The organism is Metamycoplasma canadense (genome assembly GCF_000828855.1).
Classification (GTDB): Bacteria; Bacillota_I; Bacilli_A; order Mycoplasmatales; family Metamycoplasmataceae; genus Metamycoplasma; species Metamycoplasma canadense.
This window is the reverse complement of sequence record NZ_AP014631.1, coordinates 33,734-54,030: the sequence shown is the minus strand read 5'-3', so window position 1 is coordinate 54,030 and position 20,297 is coordinate 33,734. Positions and strand designations below refer to the sequence as shown.

Below are 20,297 nucleotides of genomic sequence, written 5' to 3'. Positions count from 1 at the left end.
ATTAATTTTTAATTATTTGTTTTGAAATTCTATCTAAAATTTTATTTACAAATTTAAAATCTTCACCTGGAGAAAAAAGTTTTGTAATATTTATCATTTCATTTATAACTACTTTTGGTTCATTGAATGTAAGTTCATAAATTCCATATAATAAAATTGCTCTAACTAATGGACTAATTCGTTCTCATTTTCATTCTTCTAATAAAAATTTTTTACCAATATTTGTTAATGTTTGATATTTTGATTTAATGATTTCTAATGTTTTTAGTTCCTTGGTTGAAATTTCATTTAGGTTATTCTCAAAAATTTCTTCTATATTTATTTCATGCTCAAACAATTCATTTTGGTAAATAAAAGTAATTATTCTTCTTCGAAAATGATATTTATTTATTAAAAAATTGCTCTTATTTTTAATATGTTTTTTTTCTTTATTATCAATTTCCATTATTCCTCCAAAATGTTAATTAATTTAATTTTTTTATCATCTTTATTTTTTGTTAAAGTGAATAGTACTGCATTTAACTGGCATTTATTTTTTGAAACCTTAAATGGATTTCTTCCATCAAAACGCATTTTTTCATAAACTTCTTGAAAATTAGAACCAATTGCACAATCTCTTGGCCCACACATTCCGGCATCAGTTAAATAGTAACTCCCGTTTGGTAGTATTTTGGCATCATTAGTTTGAACATGAGTATGTGTACCGATTAGAGCATCTGCCATACCATCAACATATAAACCAAAAACAGATTTTTCGGATGTTGTTTCAGCATGGAAATCGATAATAAAATAATCAGCTTCAGTTTTTTTATAAATTTCATCAAATTTATCAAAAAAATTATTTGCAATTTCTTGTTTTCAAGGAGAAAGTAAAGGATTAAAAGTTATCCCCATAAAAGACATAATGGCAATTTTTGAATCGTGAATATTAAAAATTCTAATTCCTTCTCCTGGATAGCCATCTTCAATATTTAAAGGTCTAATTAAATCTTCGTTGTTTATAATTTCTAAAATTTGGTCTTTTGCTCAAACATGATTTCCTAGTGTAAAAGCATTAACTCCAGCTTTTTTTAAAATTTCATAATCACTTGGAATAAAACCCTTTCTCCCTGAAACATTTTCAGCTTGAGCGATAACAAAATCAACATCATTTTCTTTAATCAAATATTTTAATTTTTGCTCAACAAATTTAACACCCGGTGAACCAAAAATATCTCCAAGAAATAAAATATTTAAATTTTCTTTTTTCATAGTATTAAATTATATATAATTTAAAAATTTTTAATCGTAACTGCAGTTTTATTAATCTTCAAGATTAAAGGATATCTTTATAAAAAAAATTAATTATAGTTTTTTTCTTTTGAAATTAAGATGTTTTTTAAAAGAAATATAAGACTTGTTTTAATTATTTTTTGTAATAGCAAGTCTTATTTTAAAAAAATGTTTATTCGTTATTTAATCTGTCGATTACTAAATTATAAATTTCATTATATAAATCTTGGTTAGTTTGTAAAAGCAATGATAAGTTCATCATACCTTGTGCAATATTGTCTCCATTATAACTGTATCAAGAACCTTTTTTTAATAATATTTTAAATTGTTCAGCTAATTGAATAATTTCACTATATTTTGAAATACCCTTAGAAAACACAATTTCAATTTGTGTACTTTTATAAGGTGGCGCTAGTTTATTTTTAACAACCTTGCATTTAATTTGATTTCCAGTAATATCGCCATTGTTTGTTATGTTTTGGCTTTTCCTTACTTCTAATCTTATTGATGAATAAAATTTAAGAGCCTTACCTCCGGTTGTTGTTTCTGGATTGCCAAATAAAACACCTATTTTTTCGCGAATTTGATTTAGAAAAATTACAGTAGTTTTATTTTTTGATAAAGTTCCAGTTATTTTTCTTAAGGCTTTAGACATTAATCTTGCTTGAGCTCCAATAGTTTGATCTCTCATTTCTCCATTTAATTCAACTTCAGGAACCAATGCAGCAACAGAATCGATTACTATTAAATCAATTGATCCTGTTTTAGCAAGTCTATCAACAATTTCTAAAGCTTCTTCACCAGAGCTTGGCTGTGACAGAATTAAATTATTAATATCAACTCCTAAATTTTTAGCATAAATAGGGTCGATTGAATGTTCGGCATCAATAAAAGCAGCGATGCCTCCTTGCTTTTGAATTTCAGCAATAGCATGAAGAGCTAATGTTGTTTTTCCACTACTTTCGGGTCCAAATATCTCAATTACCCTTCCTTTCGGTCAACCTCCAATTCCTAAAATGTTATCGATACTTAAAGATCCGGAACTAAAAGTTTCAGGAATAATGCTTGGTCCTTCTCCTAAAATCATAATGGATTCTTTACCAAATTCCTTTTCTATTTCTTTTAAAATTTGATCAATTTCATTTATTTTTTTGATATTATTTTCACTCACTTATAAGTCCTCCGTAAATATTTTTAACTATTTATTTTGTTATTTTTTTATTTAAAGAAAAAATAGAGAAAATAAAATAGCAACAGCTTATTTAGATGTTGCTAGTATTGATTCTAATTTTTTAATTGCTCAGTCTTCAATCAAGAAAGAAAATGTAATATTTTTTTTGTTATTTTCTTTATTATAAATATCAATAATTTTATATGAGTGTATGCCTTTTATTGTTTTAATTTTATTAATAATATTTTCAACAGATTCAAATTGATCTAATTCGAATGTAATATCACGATTTTTGACTGGTTCATGACGATAATTTACGAATTGAATTTTATTAGTTTTTATTTTTTCTAGTTTAATTTCAGCAAAGAATGCATCAGAATTAATAAATTTAGGATGTATTTTTGCTATATAACCAATTAATTCGTCATTTAAATATATTTCAGTTGAAGATTTAGGATTAAAAATCTGCTTTTCTGTTTTCTTAAACTCTAAAGTTTTATTTGTTAATGAAATAATATCTTGTTTAATTTCTTCAAAAGTCTTAATATTTGAAATTAAGCCTAACACATTCATTTCACGACCTATCATCCCAATATCAAAATATGAACCTCTTTCGAAACCTTGTTTTTTGTTATAAATCATAGTTTCATTTAAACTATGAATTAAAGATAAACGAATTTGAGAATGATCGTAATTCTTCGATTCGCTAGCATTTAAAATTTCGGTAATTTCAAAAGGATTAAAAATATTATTTTCAGGTTTTATAAGGGTATAAGTTCTTATATTTGTATAATTTTTGTTTGTAAATTTGTCAATATATTCATAAATATCATTTTTTTCAAAATTTAATCTTAAAATTTTATGTTGTTTTAAAGGGAAGTTATTATATCCGTAAAATCTAAATATTTCTTCAACAAAGTCCTGCATTGTGTTTAAATCATAACGATAATTTGGAAAACTAACAGTTGAAAAATCAGGTTTAAATTTAAAATCAAGGATAGATAATTTTTTTATAACTTCATTGTATTTTTTAGTTTTTACTATACTAAAGCCAGCAAATTTATTTAAATAGCTTGTATCAATTAAGATTGATTTTTTATGTAATTTAGGAGCGTTAATTTGAGCTGAATAATCAGTTAAATATTGAGATAAAAAATTATATGCTAAAATGATTGAACCATTAGAAATTTCTTTACTTGCCCTTAATGAAGCATCAGTATTCATTTTAATTTGTTTAGCATTTTTTCTAACATCTAAAATATTAAATGATGCTAGTTCAAATATTGCTTTTGAACTTTCTTTTTTAAATTGATAATCTTCAAATCCAATTGTTGCAGCTAGTGAAACAGGTTTATTTCCATTAAATACACAAAGTGCATTATTTAGTTCAATTTCTTTATTTCCTAAAATATTAATTTTTCCTGAATAGTACCCAACATTGAATTCGTTTGATTTTAAATCTTCTTTATTATAAACATGGCATGGAACACCAGTAAATATTAAAACTAAATTTGTTAAATCAACAGCATTAGAAAAGGTTTTAATATTATGTTTTCAAAGAAGCATTTTATCTTGGATAGATGTTTCTATTTTATTGTTTGAAGCCTCAACTAGCGAAAAAGCACTAGTATTTTTTAGATTTTTTATTTCAAAAGATGAAATTAAATTAGGAGTAGCTTTTTTAGGTCATTTTATTTCAGTATCGAAAAAAGCCGCAAGTTCTTTAGCCATGACCAAATAACATTGGGCATCAGCTCTATTCGATAATATTGAAACATCAATCATTCAATCATCTAAATCAAAATAAGTGATAGGATCAATACTTAAATCTATTTTATCTAATTGAAAAATTTGATCATCAAATTCTTTTGGAATAACTTCTTCGTTAAATCCTATTTCACTAAGACCTACAAACATACCTTCTGAAACAATTCCTTGCATTTTTCTTGGTGAAAAAATTATATCTTTGCTCCGAGAACCTGGCACGAATGACATAACATATTGTCCGTCTTTCATATTTGTGGCTGTGGTTTGAATAATAGCCTTATGTCCATCATGATATTCTACTTCGCAGACAGTTAAACGATCAGCTTGTGGATTTTTATATGTTTTTAAAACATGGCATAATTTAATCCCTTCAACATCTGCAAATTTTCAGTAATTTTCAACTTCAAATCCTATTGAATTAATAGCTTCAACAACATCTTCTGGCGTAACGGTTTTTAAATTAGCTATTCTACATAAAGTTTTGTATGAAAAAATCATGTCTTTTTCTCCTTTATTTCTTAAATTGTTTTAAAAATCTTTTGTCATTTGTATAAAGTTCACGAATATCCTCAATTCCATATTTAATCATTGCTATTCTTTCAATTCCAATTCCTGCTGCAAAACCATTCATTGTATTTGTATATCCAGCTGTTTTTAAAACTTTTTCATTTAACATTCCAGCACCTAAGACTTCAATTCATTTATTTTTGAAAAATATATCAACTTCAACACTAGGCTCAGTAAAAGGGAAATAAGAAGGGCGTAATCTTATTTTTATTTTTTCTTCTAAGACATATGAAATCATCTCTTGTAAGGTATACATTAATGATGCAAAAGAAACATTACCTACGCTAACTAAATCAAGTTGTGTAAATTGATGAGTATGTGTGCGGTCTTCTTCATCATTTCTATAAACTTTACCAATTGCAAATTCTGAAAACTCTGTATTTGCATATTTTTCTAATCCCCGGGCAGTAATTCCAGTATTATGAGTTCTTAGAAGTTCGTTAGGATTTAAATAAAGTGAATCTTGCATTTCACGCGCAGGGTGTGATGAAGGAATATTTAAATTTTCAAAGTTATATTTATCATTTTCTATTTCTGAATAATTTAATTCAATATACCCATTAAGCAGAAGTCATTCTCTAAATCTTTGTGAAACTAAATTAATAGGATGAATATATCCTTCAAATTCAACAGGAGTTGCAAAATCAACAAAATCATTTTCAAGTTTTTTTTGAATTTCGATATTATTAAGTTTTTCTTTAGCTTGCTCAAAGAAATCTTCAGCTTGTTTTTTAAGCAGTTGAATTTTTTTTCCTATTTCTGGTTTTTTGTCATTAGAAGCTATTTTTAAGCTTTCGACTAAGTCTTTAAGTTCCTTTGAATTATTAAATTGATTTTTTGCTTTTTTTAGATCTTCTAAATTATTAATTTTATCTAAATTAAACATTATTTATCTCCTTGTTTTTTAATTTTTTCTCAATAATTATTAATCATTTTTTCTCAGCCTTGATTTTGAAATTCAAATATTTTTTTATTAATTAATTCATCAGGCATGTATTGTTGATTTATTCAATTATTTAAATAGTCGTGAGGATATTTGTAATTAATTCCACGATTAAGTTTTTTTGCTGAAAAGTAATGTGCATCCTTTAAATGTAAAGGAGGTTGATAGATATACCCATTTTCAAATAAATCTTTAGTTTTTTTAATTGCTAAATATGATGAATTTGATTTAGGACTTAAAGCAATATTTAAAATAGCAAATCCTATTGGTAAATAACCTTCTGGTAAACCTAATCTTTCAAATGTTTGAATAGCTGAAATTGTTTGAACACCAGCCATTGGATTTGCAAGTCCTACATCTTCATAAGCGCAGCAAAGCATTCTACGAAATAAGTCATCACTATTACCAGATTTTAAAATTAAAAGACCTCAATAGAGCGAAGCATCTGGATCTGAGCCTCTTAATGATTTGTGAAAAGCACTTAGTAAGTCATAATGAGCATCACCATTTTTATCACTTAAGAAATTTAATGTGGGTATTATTTCTTTAATTTTATTTAGAGTTATATTATTATTACTAGATAATTTTTCAATCAATTCAACAATATTAATAGCAGAGCGAAAATCTCCGTTTGCTTGTAAGGAAATAAAGTTTAGAATTTCATTTTCTTTCAATCATTCAATATTTAATTTTGAATTTATTTGGATTAATCTTTTTTCAATATCTTTTTTTGAAGGAAAATCCATTTCAATAATATGAGCTCGAGATCTTAAAGCGGGGTTTAATTTAAAAAATGGATTTTCGGTTGTGGTTGCATAAATTGTTATAAAACCTTCTTCTAAAAAAGGTAGTAAAATATCTTGTTTATCTTTATTTAAACGATGAATTTCATCAATTATTAAAATATTGTTATTTTTTATTTTGGTTATTAAATCTTCTTTTTTATCTATTGCAGCATTAAAATAATCATAGTTAGCATTCAAGGAATTTGCTAATATATAAGCAATTGTTGTTTTTCCTGAACCAGGTTTTCCATAAAAAATAAATGATGAGTAATCTTGATTTTTTATTATTGATTCAAATAAGTTTTTTTTAGCATCCGAACATATAAATTCCTCTAAATTATTTGGTCGTAGTTGGTTTGCTAAATTTATTTTCATGTATTTAATTATATAAAAATTTTGATGCTAATAAAAAAATCCTTATTAATTTTCATTAATAAAAAAATTAAATATAAAAGCTCTTATTTTAATTTTTTGTATTTAAAAATTAAAATAAAACCAGATATAAAGCTAAAAATTCTTGATAAAAAAATAGCCGATATTGTAAGGATAAATTCTTTTTTAAGGTTATTTAAACTATATAGTTTTATACAAATAAAAGAGTTAATAATAAGACTTAAAATAAATTTAAAAATAAAAATGATTGTTGAAAATAAAGAAAAAAAAGTTAATTGTTTCATTTTTTTATTTTCAAATAAATTCATTAATTTTACAAGTTTGTCATAGTCCTTAATTTTATATTTTTCAATCATTTCATTTTGGTATAAAAACGATAAAAATAAACTTGTTATAAATAAACTAAAAAATACAATTGTAAGTAAGGATATAATAACCTGGGTTATACCTATTTTCTTAATATTTTCCATAATTTCTTAAGCAAATTATAATTTATTTATCGGAATATTAAATTTTTATTTATATCTCATAAGATATTTTAAAAAGTTAGACACTTTTTTGCATCTAACTTTTTAAATATTATTTTGATAATTAGTAGTTTGAACTATTATCTATTTTACCTTCAATAATAGTTACAGATTTAGAAGTACCTAATCTATTTGCTCCTAGTTCAACCATTTTCACTGCATCTTCTTTAGATTTAATTCCACCAGAAGCCTTAATTAATAATTTATCTTCAGCTACTGATTTCATAATTTTAATATCTTCAAATGTTGCTCCTCTAAATGAAAAACCGGTTGAAGTTTTAATAAAGTCTGCTCCTGATTGTAAAACTATTTCTGTAGCCTTAGCAATTTCTTCATTTGTTAAAAGAGCTGTTTCAATAATAACTTTTAAAACTTTATTTCCACAAGTTTCTTTAATTGCTTTAATTTCATTTAAAACATATTCATATTGTCTGTCTTTGAAACGGCCAACGTTCATAACCATATCAATTTCGTCAGCACCATGCTCTAAAGCAATTTTAGTTTCAAAAACCTTAACACTAGTTACATTGTAACCTAAAGGGAAACCAATAACTGTACATATTAAAACATCAGTATTTTTTAAAGCTTCTTTAGCATATTTGATGTATGAAGGTGCGATACAAACTGATTTAAAATTATATTTTTTAGCTTCATCTATTAGTTTATCAATATCTTTTGTTGTTCCAGATTGACTCAAAAATGTATGATCGATTAATTTATTTAACATTTTTTCTCCTATTTATTTGAATAATATATTTTAATTTTCAATAATATAATTTTAAATTATATTTTAAATTTAAATATTAATTTTAAGATACTAAACAATTTTTCATAAATTTAAATTTATTTTTTTAAATAAAAAAATCTAATATTTAATTTTAATTATCAAAAATATATATTTTCAACTTAAAATAAGAGTTTTATAATATCTTTTTTATTCAATTTGAATAATGTAAATTTTCATATTCATCTTCAGTTTTTACAACGTCACAACGTAATTTAATTAATCCTTCATTTACATCGAATAACTTGTTTAAAAACTGGTCTTTGTAATTTATTGTATTAAAATTTTTTATAATTTTCTGTTTTATTTCGTACTGAATTTCAAGATTTCCTGCATATTTTAATGGTACATGATAACCTAACAAATCTTTTTTAGATGTATCTAAAAATTCCTTTTTATCTTTATCTCAAAAGTTATTTTTATCAATAAAATATTCAATTTTATATTTAAAATTATTCTTATCAGTCTTTTTAGAAATTAAATTAAATTTATTAATTCCATCATTATTTTTAATTAAGACCTTATCTAAAAAATTAAATTCATATTGCCTATCAGGTTTGTAATATCTATTTGGAGTCTTTAATTCAATTTTTTGCTCTAAGGCTTTATATAAAAATTTATTTTGCTTTAAATTATAAAACTTAAAATCATATATTAGATTATTATAATAACCTACATTATCTTCAAATGGTTTTGAAGATAAATTTTTATTACCTTGAATTTTAAAATTAATTGATTCAATAAAATTTAGCTTTAAATTTTTATTTTTAACATTAACATAATTAAAATCAAAATCAGTTTTTGATAAATTGAAATTTATTTCAAAAGCAATATATGTATTTGTATACTGTCTAGCTTTGTTATAAAAATTAATTCTAAGTGTTTTTAGGTCTTCAAAATTTATAAAAGTATTATCTTCAAACTTAATTGTTTTAAATCTAACTTTTCCACTAGGAATTTTTTCAATATCTTCAATTAAAAGTTTTTTTTCATTCAATATTAAATTTTTAAATTTTGGTACATTATATGTAATTATAGGAATAGTAAACTCAATAATTCACGTATTTAATTCTAGATTTCTGAGTATTTTAATTTCACATTCATCATTTTTATTTAATCCTAAATCAAGATTTTTATTTTTATTATCTTTTAAATATTTAAAATTAGCATTTAAACTTTCTTTATATTCATATGAATTTTTTTCATTTTCTTTTAATTGGTAATTATAAAACATTAACATTTTTTATCCTTTTTATATGCCAATATCTTGGCAATAAAAGTACACCATATAAAAAATAAGTTTATTTCTTTTTGAAACTTTTAAAAAACTTTATTTATGAAATAAAAAAGAAATTTAATTCCCAATTTTAAATTTAAAAAAATTATTTGTATTTTTTTAATTAAATACAAATAATTAGTTTTTTATCCGAATAGGCATCATTTCAATACTTTTTCAATAAATTTTAACTTGCGATAAAAAGTAGATTTTGAAATATTAAATGTTTTTCAAGATACCTTACTCAAATCATTCTTTACTAAAATTGTTAGAAATATCGATCTTTCAGTACTATCTAAATTTTTAATCGTGTCTAATAAAAAACCTTTATATTCTTCAAAAGTTTTATTTTTTTGATCTTTTAACTTAGTAAAGTTGCTAACTTTTTTTCTAAATTCCTTTTCTAGTTCTTTTTCTTCTGTTTTTTCTTTTTCAATTAATTCTATTTTTTTCTTCATATTCAAGTTTTTATCTTTTAGTATATTAATAAGAAATTTTTTAAATAATGGATTTATAAAAATTAAATTTTGAAATTTTAACTTAGCCAAAAAACCTCCTAATTGATACAACATCATTTTAATACTATTTTTTTATATTTTTGCATGAAATAAAACTAAAAAATTTACTTATATTTTTTTAAAATATAAAATCTTTTTTAAGTTTCATTTTTAAATAAAAAATAGCGCATTTTTTTAAAAAACGCTATTTATAAATATTTTTCAGGGTGTAATTTTTTCATTTCTTCAATAAACTTATCTTTATCTAAAGAACCATATTTTTCCATTAATTCAACACATTCATTAAATTCTTTTTCTGCTCATTCAATACTTTCAAAACCAGTTACATTTGTAACGTTATGTCCTTTAAAAAATTTGTAGTTTTTAAAAAATAATTCAACTGAATGTAATCACATTTTATCAACATCATTTAATGTTTTAATATGGTCTAGACGATAATCATCTGCGTGCACTGCAATTAGTTTTGTATCAGTTTCACCAGAATCGATCATTTTCATTGCTCCAATAATTCTAGCTTCAACAATAACGCCAGGCATAAATTCTTCAGGCGAATAAACTAAAACATCAAGTTCATCACCATCTCAATCTAAAGCTTCAGAGATATAACCGTAATTAGCAGGATATTTAAATCCTTCTCTTAAAATACGATCAACCTTAATTTTTTTTGTTTTTCGGTCATATTCATATTTAATATTTGAATTCTTAGGAATTTCAATGTTTACTAATATATTTTTCATAGCTTAAATTTTACCAATTTTTAGATTTTCTTAAAAATTTCTTATCTTTTTCGCAGTTTCAATTTTTTTTAAAAAAAGCACTTTATATTTGAAATCGGAGGAAAAATGACAATATATTTATATGGAAAAATTGTACACACAAATACAAATTATTTAATTTTAGATCACAATGGTAGCGGCGAATTAATTTACGTACCTCAAATTAATCGTTTTAAAACAGGGGAAGTAAGAAAAATTTTTATTTTTCAAATAATTAATGAATACAATAAAATAACGTATGGATTTGATAATTTTAAAGAAATGGTTATTTTTGAAGATTTAATCAGCATACAGGGACTTGGTCCAAAAACAGCAATTTCAATACTTAATGAAGGATGAGAAAATATTATTAATTATATTGCATCGTCAAATAAAGAAATGCTTACAAAAATACCTTACGTTTCAGCAAAAATTGCTAATGCAATATTATTAACTTTTAAAGAAAAATATATAAAATTTATTTCAAAAATGAATGAGAACGAATTAGAAAAATTTAATAAAACTTCAAAATTAAACTCAAATTTAAAAGAATTTGAAGAAACTATGAAAATGTTAGGTTTTAAAAATAATCAAATAAAGTTGGCTTTAGAAAATATGGAATTAACTAATAACATTGAAGAATCGGTTGAAATGGCTATCAAAATAATAAGTCAAAAACACAATGAATCAAGAATTCAGAGTCAATAATTTTGATAATTTTATTGGTCAAAATAAAATTACTTCAACCCTAAAAGTAATGATTAATTCATCACAAAAACAATCAAAACCAATTGATCACATTCTTTTTTATGGTCCTCCCGGTTTAGGAAAAACCACTCTTGCTCAAATTATTGCTAATGAAACTAAAGCAAATATAATTTATGTTCAAGGACCACTTATACAGAAAAAAAGTGATATTTTAACATTATTTTCATCTCTAAACGAAAATGATATTTTATTTATTGACGAAATTCATGGAATAAACAAAAGCGTTGAAGAATTACTTTATTCAGCTATTGAGGATTATGTTATTGATTTACCCGTTGGAGTTGAAGGTGATATGAAAATAATGAGGTTAAATTTAAAAAAATTTTCATTAATTGGAGCGACTACAAAATTTAGTTTAATTTCGAATCCTTTAAAAGATAGATTTGGATATATTGGAAAATTATTACCATACAATCTTGATGAAATTAAAAAAATAATCTTTAATTCTTCTATAAGAAATAATATCAAAATCAATGATGATGCAATTGAAGAAATAGCTAAAAATTGTCGTTTTACACCAAGAATAGCAAATAATTTATTAAAAAGAGTTAATGACTTTGCGATATTTAAAAATATTGATGTAATCGACAAAAAAATAATCTCAGAATCATTTAAATTTTTAGATGTTTATCCTGGTGGGCTTAGTTCCTTACAAATTGAATATTTAAACATTCTAAAAAACGTTTTTAAGAATAAAAGTGCTTCACTCGATACAATTGCTTCTATATTAAAAGATGACAAACTTACAATAATAAATGATTTAGAACCGTCATTGTTGTTAAAAAAATATATTGAAAAAACACCAAGAGGAAGAAAAATTACAAATGATGGAATAGAATATTTGAAAACAATAAACAAATAAACTAAAGTTATGCGCAATTGAAATATTTAAATTTAATATAGGTTACTAAAAGTTTAAAATTACATACTTTATCTTATTAATAAATTAATAAATATATAATTAAAAATTAACAATTATTATATAATTGAACCTATGAATAAAAAAAATAAAATAAGTCCTGCATTGAAATGAGTATTTAGTATTTTTGTTATTATTGGTATGATATTATCTATTGTTTTTGGAACAATTTTTTATTTAGCTCCAACAATAAAAAATACTAATCCAACTAACGATAAAATAATTGGAACAACAGCTATATTAAAAATTCAAAAAAATAAATACCAATCAAATTCAAAAACAAAAATTACTCCTAGTCAAATATCAAATATTGTTAAAAATTATTTACAGCAAAAGGAGGATAAACTAACATCTAATTTTGATGTTAGACCTTTGTCTAATAATCGGTTAGAAGTAAAAAGTTTATTGGCAACAAATGAAAAAAAACAAATACAACTAATTAATTCTTTGACAAAAAAACCTAATTTAACTATTACTGATAATAATGGTAATCCACTTTTTTACAAAGGGAAATATCAAATTGGAAGTTTAGATAAATTAATTCAAGATGGTTCACAAAATTATAATATGGATCTAGACGCTAATCCTGCAACCGATATAATTCCACAAGGGTATGCTGATAGAATTCAAATTAAACTAAATGAATATGCATGAGATCAATTTACTCGTTTAGCGTATGATTATTGAGCACGCGGTTTTCAAACTAGATCTCAAGATTTAAATAATCCACAAAACAAAATTTACTTCTGATTAAATCTAGAAGAATTTATTGAAAGAGCTAAAAAATTTGATAAGGAAAATTGAGAAAAAGCTAAACAAAATCCCGTAAATTACGCCTATGTAAATCACAATCCAGGTGTAATGGTTGAAAAAGATAAAAAAGGTAATATATTAAGTTCATTAGATCCAATTTTAAAAAATTCTATTAATGCTCAAAAATATTTAATTTCTGCAACTTCACCTATTTCTTTAATATCTTCACAAAAAAGAGATTCTGTTCTTTATTTAATTAATAATAGTCCTAATGGATATTCAAATAAGCAATTAACTTCTTTAATAAACTTTTCTCATACACCTTTTATTTTAGAAAAAGAAAATGTTTATTTTAATAATAAAAAATCATTCCAATTTGATTCAATTTCTTTGGCAATTTTAGTTATTTTTGCTACGATGTCATTAATTTTAATTTTAAAATATAGACTATTAGGAGCAATCGCTACAACAACAATGGCATTTCTATTATTTGTATTTTTATCAATTATAACTTCTTTCGGAGTTGTGGTAAATTCACTTGTTACTCTAGGTACAATGTTTATACTAATTGTTGTTTTTGCATTAATGATGAAAAAACTACAAATTTTTAACAAAGAATTAAATGAAGGATCAAATACAAATAAAGCTATAAAAAAAGCAACAAGAAAAACATTTCTTTCAGGTTTAGACATTGTAGCTGTTTTAATTCTTGGATCTATATCTGCTTTTTATTTAAATATAAATCACTCTTCAACTATTGGTGCATTAATTGGTATCGGAGCTTTATTAATAGCATTTATTGTAGTTGGATTAAATACATTGATTTTTAAATCCATTATTCAAACAGATTCATTTGATAATAAAAAATACTTATTAGGAAAAATTAACTTAAAACAAAATAATTTTGAATCTAAAATTAATAATTTCTTTAAAACTAAATTTTTTATAATCCCTATTATTGCAATTTTAATTATCGGACTAATTGTTTACATTACATATAGTGTTAAAAACAAACATTTTTTAGCAGGTTTTAATGTTAGTCAAAATACATTAGAAATTTTAAATATTTCAAGTACATTAGGTTGAACAATATTTTTAATATTATTAATTAATTTTTCTGTTGCTATTTATATTACTTTTAGATATTCTTTACAAGCAACTATTATTTTTATACTAAAACATATTCTTTTAAGTTTTTTAACAATATCAATTTTATTAATAACAAGAATTGAAACAAACTATTTTATTTATGATGGACTTATTTTTGTTACATTTATTAATATTTTTGACACAGTAATAAATTCTTCAAGAATAAAATCAGAAGTTAAAAAAGATACAAATACTAAAAACTTTATATATAAACCCGAACAAGTTCAAATTTTTAGAACATTAATTTTAGACACAATTTTATATCAAAATATTAGTGCTTTGTTAGGGATAACGATTTTAATTTCTTCACCATTACTGTTAGTAAATATTTCTATAAATGCAATATTAATTTTTGGATTATCATTTGTATTTAATTGATATTTAAATTTATTTATTACTCCTAGAATTTGAGAAATGTTAGTAAATAAAAAATATAAAAATAAACAAAAAAGAATTCAAAATAATTTCTGACAAACTGAAAAAATTCAAGAACAAACTTTTATTGGCATAAATGATTTTTCAATGTAATTTCTATTTTTTAAAAAAGAGGTAAAAATGTTTAGTAGACTAAAAGGTACAAAAGATATTTTTGGTAAAGAAGCAAGAATTCTAAATTTTATCCGTCAATCATTTGAAAAAGTAAGTTTTAGATATAACTTTAATTTTATTGAAACGCCAATAATTGAAGATTACAATCTATTTGTTAGAGCAACTGGTGAAACTAGTGATATTGTAACGAAAGAAATGTATGTTTTTAAGGATAATGGAAATCGTAAAATTAGTTTAAGACCAGAAGGAACAGCACCTGCAATAAGAGCTTATATAGAAAATAAAATAAATGATCTTAAAGAAGCAAAATTATTTTATTTCGGTCCTATGTTTCGTTATGAAAGACCACAAAAAGGAAGATATAGACAATTTATTCAAGGTGGAGTTGAATTAATTGAACAAAAATCAGTATTATCAAATTTTGAAATTATCAAATTTGCAAATGATTTCTTAAATGAATTAAAAATATCTGACTTTATTTTAGAAATTAATAATTTAGGAAGTTTTGAAAGTAGAAATAATTATATAAAATATTTAAAAGAATATTTCCTTAATTACAAGGATCAATTAAATGAAATATCAATATTACGCCTAGAAAAAAATGTTTTAAGAATATTAGATGATAAAGAAGAAAATCAAAAAGATTTTGTTAAAAATGCTCCAAAATTAATAGATTTTTTAACAGAAGATGAAAAAAATGATTTCAATTCTTTACTTTTATTATTAAATAAATTTAATATTAAATATAACATAAATCCATATTTAGTAAGAGGTCTTGATTATTATACAGATGTAGTTTTTGAATTTGTTTCAACATCTAAAGCATTAGGGAGCCAATCAACAATTTTAGGTGGTGGCAGATATGATGGAATGATACAAACATTTGGTGGGCCTAAAATTGGTTCAATTGGTTTTGCATTTGGTGTAGATCGCTTATCCGAAATTATTTCTTTCAATTTAGATAAATATCCAGAACTAAATTCTAATTTACAAATTTTAATCGCTTATTTAAACGATGAAGAAAAAAATGAAATTTTGAAAATCGCTTATGATCTTAGACAAGAATTTAATGTACAAATAATAAATACAAAAATTGATATAAAGCAATTATTTAAGAAAAATTACCAATTAAAACCAGACATCTTAATTTTTAAAGAGCTAAATTTAAAACCAAATGAAATAAAGGTTAAAATAAAAAATAATAAAGAGCTAATTTTTGAATATACAAATATAAAGGAATTTAACAAAAAAATAGAAGGGTTATTATAATGAAAAATATTTATTGCTCAAATTTAAATTTAGAAAATATTGGACAGGAAGTTACACTTTTTGGTTGAATTGCAAACAAAAGAAAATTTAAAAATCAAATGTTTGTTGATTTTAGAGATTCATCAGGGTTAGTTCAACTTATTTTTACAAATGTTTCAGATCCTTTATTAACAAAAGAATCTTGTTTAAAAATAACTGGAATTGTTCAAAAACGTGTTGATGTTAATAAACAATTAAAATCTGGAGAAATTGAAGTTTTAGTATCAGATTATAAAATTTTAAATTCATCAAAGCAAATACCATTTGATATTAATGATAATAGAGATAACTCTGCAAATGAAGATTTAAGATTAGAATATAGATTTTTAGATATAAGAAATGAAAAAGTTTTAAATAATCTTAAATTAAGACATAAATTGTCGTTATATATAAGAAATTATTTTGATAGTAAGGGATTTATCGAAATCGAAACCCCAATATTAGCAAAATCAACCCCTGAAGGTGCGAGAGATTATTTAGTACCTACTCGTAGAAAAGGTAAATTCTTTGCCTTGCCTCAATCGCCTCAACTATTTAAACAACTGTTAATGGCTGGTGGTGTTGAAAAATATTTTCAATTAGCAAGAGTTTTTAGAGATGAAGATTTAAGAAAAGATAGGCAACCGGAATTTACTCAATTAGATATTGAAATGTCGTTTTCTTCGCAAGAAGATATTTTTAAAATTTGTGAAGACATGTGAGTAGATGTTTTAGGAAAATTAGGTTACAATATATCACCTAATTTTCCAAAAATGGACTTTGATTATTCAATGAAGCATTATGGCAATGATAAACCAGATACTAGATATGAATTTTTAATTCAAGATTATTCAACCAATTTTAGTAACAAATTTAATAAAAAATTCGTAAAAGCAATAATATTTGATAGAGATATCACTGAGCATTTCAAAATAATAAATGAAACATTTATAAAAAATGGTGGAGACTTCTTTGAAATATTAGATTTATCATGCGCAACGTGCGATGTTGGTAAATACTTATCAAATATCGAAGAATCAAAACTATTACCTAAGTCATACGCTTTAATTTCAGCAGGGGACGATGAAGAAAATACACTAAAATCATTAGGTTCAATAAGAACGCTTTTAAATGAGATATATAAATTAGCAGATCCAAAGAAATTAAACTTTTTATGAATAGTAAACTGACCAATGTTTGAATTTGATAAAGATAGCCATAGATATGTTCCAGCTCATCACCCTTTTACACAATTTGAAGAAAATACACTAAAATATTTAGAAGAAAATAATTTTGAAAAAGTAAAAGCAAAATCATATGACTTAGTTTTAAATGGTTTTGAATTAGGATCTGGTTCAATAAGAATTTTTGATCTAAAAACGCAAAAAATGATGTTTGACATTTTAAAAATTTCAGAAAAAGAACAAAAATCAAGATTTGGGTTTTTCTTAAATTCATTTGAATATGGATTACCTCCACATTGTGGAATTGCATTCGGTATTGAAAGAATTTTAATGATACTTACTCAGTCTACTTCAATTAGAGATGTTATTGCATTTCCAAAAAATGCTAAAGGAGTTGATTTATTAACTTTTGCACCTTCTGAAGTTACAAAAGAACAACTATTAGAGTATGGTTTAGAAATTAAAAAATAATAAGGAGTAAATTATGAACAATAATGTTGCAAATACTGTAACTAATGTTTCAAAAGCTGGTATAAATAGCACATTAATTTGAATTTTAGTTGTAATTCTATCCTTAATTTCATTATTTATTGTTGCAATTTCATTTATGATGGCTCCTGATTCTAATAGTTTTAGCGGTGCGTTAGTCGGAAGTAATGATCTTGATTTGTTCAAAATTTCAAAAGAACGTGGAATAAAAAAAGTTTTAAAATGATCAATGATTTCTCTAGGGATTTTGTTATTTATATTTGCTATTGTTTTAAGGGTTGTTTGACAAACAAACTAAAATGAAATTTAAAAACGAAAACATCAAAAGTTTAGATTCAGAAGAAATTTTGGAATTTATTCAAAAAAATCCTCTGGGTCTTTCTTTTTTAGAAATTGTTAAAAAATTAAAAATACATGCAAATTTAAATAAAGAGCTTTCGAGTTTATTAAAAAAATTACTTGAACAAAATAAAATTGAAATAAATAGAAATGATAAATATTATCCAATTTTTTTCTTAAAAGAAGTTGAAAAAGAAATTTCAATAACAAATAAAAGACTTGGTTTTATAGATTTTGATGATCAAGATAATACTAAAAATAATTCAGCAATAGTTTTACCATTTGAAATTAAAAACGTTTTAAACGGGGATTTAGTTAGTGCCAGAATATTTTATTATTACAATGAAAATAATGAAATTCTATACAAAGCAAAAATAAATAAAATAATTAAACATAAAAAAAATATCGTTGTTGGAACAATTAAAAAGAATTCAAAAAATAAATATTATTTTGAAGCATTAAATGATAGAGATAAAGCTAATTTTGAAATATTAAATCAATTCCAAATACCTAAAAATATAACAAATAAAGATGTTGTAGAAATTTTAATTTTAGACGTAGATAAAAAATATATAATAGCAAGATTTAATAAAATTTTAAGCTCTATTGATGATTTTAATTATCCGTTTAAAAAAATTTTTTCAGAAAATGAAATACAACTTGAATTTAATAAGGATTTATTAAATGAAGCAAAACAACTACCACAGTTAGTTTCTGATTATGAAATTTCTCAAAGAAAAGACTTAAGAAATCTACTAACAGTAACAATTGATGGATTGGATACAAAGGATTTTGACGACGCTATTTCGTGCTATGTTTTACCTAATAAAAATATTAAACTATTTATTCACATCGCAGATGTATCACATTATGTTAAAGAAGAAAGTTTAATTGATAATGAAGCCTTAAAAAGAGGTACATCAATATATTTACCAGACAAAGTAATTCCGATGTTACCCTTTGAATTATCTAATGGTATTTGTTCATTAAATCCAAATGTTGATAGATGCACAATGACACTTGAACTAGAAATTAATGAAAAAGGTGAAAATGTTGATTATGAAATTTATGAGAGCGTAATAAATTCTAACTACCGTTTGACATATAATCAAGTTAATGAATATTTCGAAAGAAAAATTAATTTACCAGACGAGCTAAAAACATTATTAGATAATTCAAGAACTATTTCAAAAATAATAAGAAAATCAAAACTAGATGAAGGATATGTAAATTTTGAAATTAAAGAACCTAAAATAATTATTGAAAATAATAAAGTTGTAGACATAAAACTTCACGAAGAAGGTGAAAGTGAAAATATGATTGAAGACTTTATGGTAAGAGCAAATGAAACTATTGCTTTTATTATGGAAAAAAATAATATTCCTTCAATATATCGGATTCACGATAAGCCTTCTTATGAAAAACTTATTGAATTACAAGAATTAATTAAATTTTCAAATTTTAAAAATATTAACGTACCTTTTGATGGCGAACCGTTAAGTTTTTCTTTAATGGTGCAAAAAATTAAAGAAAAAAAACTTGATGAATATATGAAAAGTGCTTTTTTAAGGACAATGCAAAAAGCTATTTATTCTTCAAATAATATAGGACATTTCGGTCTTGCTTCAAAACAATATTCCCATTTTACCTCCCCTATTAGAAGATATCCAGATCTGCTTCTACATCGCTTAATCAAGCAATATCTATTTAAAAATAAAAAACTTAGTGAAAATGAATTTAATGATTTAAAAAATAAAATTGAACAAATCGCAATATCTAACTCAGAATCTGAAAAAACAGCAATGACAATCGAAAGAGATATTGTTGACATAAGAAAAACAGAATTTTTTGATAATTTAAAAAATAAAATATTTTTAGCAACTGTTATTTCAATAGAAAAATTTGGCGTATTTTTTAATATAAATGAATACCAAACTAGCGTTTTAATTCGTTTTGAAAATCTTGATGATCAAATAGTAAAAAAATCTAACTTTGAAGCTAAGGGGAATAAATATCATTTTAAAGTAGGAAAAGATTACAAAATTCAAATAACTGGTATTGAAAGAGAAAAAGGAAATATTAATGCGAAATTGTGTTAATAT

18 protein-coding genes are annotated in these 20,297 nt (G+C 23.4%); 7 read left to right on the top strand and 11 right to left on the bottom strand.

Annotation, left to right across the window (positions count from 1 at the left end; all coding sequences use genetic code 4):
* Position 1: 1 nt before the first annotated feature.
* From MCAN360_RS00235 to MCAN360_RS00185, 11 genes are all read right to left on the bottom strand, one after another.
* Positions 2-445, bottom strand: a complete 444-nt coding sequence (locus tag MCAN360_RS00235; protein WP_045433184.1) for a transcription antitermination protein NusB — start codon at positions 443-445, stop codon at positions 2-4.
* Positions 445-1,251, bottom strand: coding sequence for a TIGR00282 family metallophosphoesterase (locus tag MCAN360_RS00230; RefSeq protein ID WP_045433181.1), 807 nt, complete (start codon positions 1,249-1,251; stop codon positions 445-447). Before MCAN360_RS00230 ends, MCAN360_RS00235 begins: the two co-directional genes overlap by 1 nt.
* Before the next feature lie 193 nt (positions 1,252-1,444).
* Entirely contained in the window at positions 1,445-2,428 is a 984-nt protein-coding gene (gene recA / locus MCAN360_RS00225) for a recombinase RecA (RefSeq protein ID WP_045434344.1), read from the bottom strand.
* 102 nt (positions 2,429-2,530) lie between these two features.
* The gene (locus MCAN360_RS00220) at positions 2,531-4,708 is read right to left on the bottom strand and encodes a phenylalanine--tRNA ligase subunit beta (RefSeq protein WP_045433178.1); all 2,178 of its coding nucleotides are present in this window, start codon (positions 4,706-4,708) and stop codon (positions 2,531-2,533) included.
* A 13-nt stretch (positions 4,709-4,721) separates the two neighbouring features.
* Complete coding sequence (locus MCAN360_RS00215; RefSeq protein ID WP_045433174.1) at positions 4,722-5,663, bottom strand: phenylalanine--tRNA ligase subunit alpha; 942 nt, start codon at positions 5,661-5,663, stop codon at positions 4,722-4,724.
* Positions 5,663-6,880 carry a replication-associated recombination protein A gene (locus tag MCAN360_RS00210; RefSeq protein ID WP_045433171.1) on the bottom strand — a complete coding sequence of 406 codons (1,218 nt, stop codon included), beginning with the start codon at positions 6,878-6,880 and terminating at the stop codon, positions 5,663-5,665. The genes MCAN360_RS00215 and MCAN360_RS00210 overlap by 1 nt, the downstream gene beginning before the upstream one ends.
* Before the next feature lie 83 nt (positions 6,881-6,963).
* A complete protein-coding gene (locus MCAN360_RS00205) occupies positions 6,964-7,368 on the bottom strand; it encodes a hypothetical protein (RefSeq protein WP_045433168.1) in 405 nt (134 codons plus the stop codon).
* A gap of 121 nt (positions 7,369-7,489) precedes the next feature.
* On the bottom strand, positions 7,490-8,152 hold the full coding sequence (gene deoC / locus MCAN360_RS00200) for a deoxyribose-phosphate aldolase (protein ID WP_045433165.1): 663 nt from the start codon (positions 8,150-8,152) through the stop codon (positions 7,490-7,492).
* A gap of 193 nt (positions 8,153-8,345) precedes the next feature.
* Positions 8,346-9,443: an MHO_1580 family protein gene (locus MCAN360_RS04950; RefSeq protein ID WP_148310072.1), complete on the bottom strand. Its 1,098-nt coding sequence runs from the start codon at positions 9,441-9,443 to the stop codon at positions 8,346-8,348.
* A gap of 188 nt (positions 9,444-9,631) precedes the next feature.
* The gene (locus MCAN360_RS00190) at positions 9,632-9,943 is read right to left on the bottom strand and encodes a hypothetical protein (protein WP_148310071.1); all 312 of its coding nucleotides are present in this window, start codon (positions 9,941-9,943) and stop codon (positions 9,632-9,634) included.
* A gap of 248 nt (positions 9,944-10,191) precedes the next feature.
* Entirely contained in the window at positions 10,192-10,740 is a 549-nt protein-coding gene (locus tag MCAN360_RS00185) for an inorganic diphosphatase (protein ID WP_045433161.1), read from the bottom strand.
* A gap of 105 nt (positions 10,741-10,845) precedes the next feature.
* Here MCAN360_RS00185 and ruvA point away from each other — a divergent pair, with 105 nt between their 5' ends.
* The 7 genes from ruvA to rnr all read left to right on the top strand — a co-directional run bounded on the left by ruvA (position 10,846) and on the right by rnr (position 20,294).
* On the top strand, positions 10,846-11,466 hold the full coding sequence (gene ruvA / locus MCAN360_RS04945; protein ID WP_045433160.1) for a Holliday junction branch migration protein RuvA: 621 nt from the start codon (positions 10,846-10,848) through the stop codon (positions 11,464-11,466).
* Positions 11,441-12,388, top strand: a complete 948-nt coding sequence (gene ruvB, locus MCAN360_RS00175) for a Holliday junction branch migration DNA helicase RuvB (protein WP_045433159.1) — start codon at positions 11,441-11,443, stop codon at positions 12,386-12,388. The genes ruvA and ruvB overlap by 26 nt, the downstream gene beginning before the upstream one ends.
* 132 nt (positions 12,389-12,520) lie before the next feature.
* A complete protein-coding gene (secDF, locus tag MCAN360_RS04940) occupies positions 12,521-14,875 on the top strand; it encodes a protein translocase subunit SecDF (protein ID WP_045433157.1) in 2,355 nt (784 codons plus the stop codon).
* Positions 14,876-14,902: 27 nt separating this feature from the next.
* Positions 14,903-16,165 (top strand): histidine--tRNA ligase, encoded by a 1,263-nt coding sequence (hisS, locus tag MCAN360_RS00165; protein ID WP_045433156.1) that lies wholly within the window; start codon positions 14,903-14,905, stop codon positions 16,163-16,165.
* On the top strand, positions 16,165-17,838 hold the full coding sequence (gene aspS, locus MCAN360_RS00160; RefSeq protein ID WP_045433155.1) for an aspartate--tRNA ligase: 1,674 nt from the start codon (positions 16,165-16,167) through the stop codon (positions 17,836-17,838). Before hisS ends, aspS begins: the two co-directional genes overlap by 1 nt.
* A gap of 136 nt (positions 17,839-17,974) precedes the next feature.
* Positions 17,975-18,154 (top strand): preprotein translocase subunit SecG, encoded by a 180-nt coding sequence (gene secG / locus MCAN360_RS04935; RefSeq protein WP_425348790.1) that lies wholly within the window; start codon positions 17,975-17,977, stop codon positions 18,152-18,154.
* 1 nt (position 18,155) lies between these two features.
* Positions 18,156-20,294 carry a ribonuclease R gene (gene rnr / locus MCAN360_RS00150; protein WP_045433154.1) on the top strand — a complete coding sequence of 713 codons (2,139 nt, stop codon included), beginning with the start codon at positions 18,156-18,158 and terminating at the stop codon, positions 20,292-20,294.
* Positions 20,295-20,297 lie beyond the last annotated feature (3 nt).